The organism is Mesorhizobium sp. M2A.F.Ca.ET.039.01.1.1 (assembly GCF_003998035.1).
GTDB lineage: Bacteria > Pseudomonadota > Alphaproteobacteria > Rhizobiales > Rhizobiaceae > Mesorhizobium.
In genome coordinates this window covers 1-2788 of sequence record NZ_RZRY01000757.1, presented here as the reverse complement: position 1 = coordinate 2788, position 2788 = coordinate 1, and the positions used below count along the sequence as shown (strand labels likewise).

The following is a 2788-nucleotide window of genomic DNA, read 5'->3' as shown; positions in this document are numbered from 1 at the left end:
GCGCCACCCGCCACCAGTCGCGCAGACCGATCTCGCGCAGCGCCAGCGCGCGGATGACGAGCGATGTCGCCTGCGAGCCGGAATTGCCGCCGGAACTCATGATCAGTGGGATGAACAGCGTCAGCACGATCGCCTTCTCCAGCTCACCCTCGTAGCTCTGCATGGCGTTGGCCGTCAGCATCTCGCTGAGGAACAGCGCGCAGAGCCAGCCGGCGCGCTTCTGGATCATGGCGAGGAAGCCCATCTTCATATACGGCTCGTCCAGCGCCTCCATGCCGCCGAAACGATGCACGTCCTCGGTCGTTTCCTCGATCATCGTGTCGATGATGTCGTCGACGGTGACGATGCCGAGGATCCTGCCGTGGTCGACGACAGGCAGCGCCAGGAGGTCGTATTTCGAGATGGTCTGCGCCAGGTTCTCGCGATCGGTGAGCGGCGTCACGGTCACCGGCATGCGATCAGGCGCCACCGACAGGATCAAATCCTCCGGGTTGCCGGTGATCAACCGGCGCAACCCGGTCGAACGCAGCAGGAGCTGCGTCTCCGGATCGACGATGTAGATGGCGTAGATGGTTTCGCGCGTGCGCTCGACCTTGCGGATGTAGTCGAGCGTGCGGCCGACGGTCCAGTCGGAAGGCACGCTGACGAATTCGGTCGTCATGATCGAGGCGGCGCTGCCTTCTGGGTATCCGAGGATTGACAGCAGCGTGGCGCGCAGCGGCGGGGCAAGCGCGCCGAGCAGCTCCGAGCGGGGCGGTTCATCCAGCTCGCGCAGAATGTCGGCCGCGCGGTCGGCCGACATGGCGGTCAAAAGCTTGCTCGCCTTGGCGCGTGGCAGTGCTTCCGCGAGTTCCGGAGCGCTTTCGAGTTCCGGCTGATCGAAAATCTCGACCAGCCGCTCGAACGGCACAGCGCAGAGCAGCTCGATGGCTGTCTCGCGAGGCTCGTGGTTGAGGGCTTCGACGACGTCGGCGACGTGGTCGTTGGCAAGAACACGGGCGACGGCGACGGCTTCGTCGTCCGATACGGGTGCGAATTCGTTCATGGGCTCACTCCTTGCCGTCCGGCAGGACGTGAGCCGTGCAGGTCACGTCAGGGAGGACGGCGGTTGCGTTCGACTGTGACTGTCGCCAGGCATGGCGGGTTGACCTTTCTGCTCGCGGGGTAGCGCATGACCCCGAAAATCGGGTTCGATTTTCGGAAAGGATCATGCGCAATTCTAAGTTTCTACAGCGTCCTTTACGCGTCCGAAGGACGCGTGGCGCTGTAGTTGGAAATCAGCGAGCGCGCGCAACATAGGAGCGCATTTTGCCGAGTCAATCGCGAAGGGCGCTGAAAACGGACGCGGGGAGGCCGGATCGCGAGACTGTGATCGAGGGCGGCCTAAGCCGGGCCACGGCCGCCGATCAAGGGCTTGGTATGACTGCTATTTCTGCTTCAGCCGGCGGAAGCGCAGCCATTTGTCCTCGGTCGGCCGCGGCGGCTGGGTGAGGATCGTGGTGAGCTCGCGCGGCAGGCTGGGAGCGAGGGGCTTCTTGGTGGCGACGCTGTCGGCGATCGCAACCACGCTGTGATAGAATTCCTCGCCGGAAAGCGAGCGCGGCGGCACTGCCTCGTGCATGACGCTGATGACGGTGACGTTCGGACAATTGTCCTTGATCGCCTGGTGGAAGGCTATCTTGCCATCGGGGTCGAGCGCGCCGGTCGCCTCATCGAGGAAGAGAAGCCCGGGCTGCTGCAGGATGATGCGCGCGACCACCAGCTTCTGCTTCTGGCCGCCCGAAAGCACCTGATCCCAGATCTTGCCTTCGCGGCTCTCGTCGGCCAGGTGTTCGATGAAGTCGCCGAGACCGGCCTTGTGCAAAGCCGCCGCTACCTGGGTGTCGCTATGGTCGTTCTCTGAACCCGGCAGGCAGACGAGTTGCTTCAGCGACACCTGCTGCAGCTTGACCTCCTGGGCAGCGTAGAAATTGGTGACGCCTTCCGGGAAGACGATGGTGCCGCGGCCATAAGGCCACAGGCCATTGATCGCCTTGATCAGCGATGTCTTGCCGCAGCCGGACTCGCCCTTGAGGAAGGTCCATTCGCCGCGGCGGAAACGGAGGTTCGCAGCGCTGAGGAAAGGTGTGGCGTCCTCGCCTTGATGGGCGAGTTCCAGCTTCTGGATGGTGAGACCGAAAACCGGGTTCTGGCTCGCGTAGCTGAAGTCGGATCGGCCGGTCTGCTGGTAGAATTCCCGCGGGCGCTGGACGTTCTCGATCGCGTTGGCGAGCTCGGTCACGCGCTGGCTGTTGGCTCTGAGCGTCGCAATCGCTGGCATGACATGGATGAACCACGAGCACTGGCTGATCAACTGGGCGACCATTTCGGAACCGGTGATGTAGCCTTTGTAGTCGAGGCGGTTGTGGATGAACGACAAGAGGCCTGGCGCGTAGGCAACGATACGGGCGCCGACGAAATTGTAGATCAGCTCGAACGAGGTGTAGCTGGTGTTGACGATATTCAGTCGGCCCCATGTCTTGTCGATATCGACATAGAGCCTGTCATGCATCGACTTCTGCACGTCCTCGCCATGCGAGGCGGCAACGTGGAAGCTGCGGCGCAGGAATGTAATGAGTTCGCTGCGGTAGCTGCCCTCCGCCTGTTGCATGCGGACATTGAGCCGCTCGAGCAGGCGTCCGAGCTTGACCGCGATCCAGGTGTTCAGCGGCACGTAGATAGCGACGGCAAGGAAAGCCAGCACCGCGGTGCCATAGCCGCCCAGGAATTCTAGGCCTTTGACCTCGAC

Annotated in this window: 2 protein-coding genes; both read right to left on the bottom strand. The window is 62.9% G+C overall.

Annotated features, from left to right (window positions below):
• A partial coding sequence (gene mgtE, locus EOA24_RS33185; RefSeq protein ID WP_127410536.1) for a magnesium transporter occupies positions 1–1045 on the bottom strand: 1045 nt, incomplete at its 3' end.
• Between the two features lie 381 nt (positions 1046–1426).
• Positions 1427–2788, bottom strand: a 1362-nt coding sequence (locus EOA24_RS33180) for an ATP-binding cassette domain-containing protein (RefSeq protein WP_133374738.1), incomplete at its 5' end; no start/stop codon positions are given.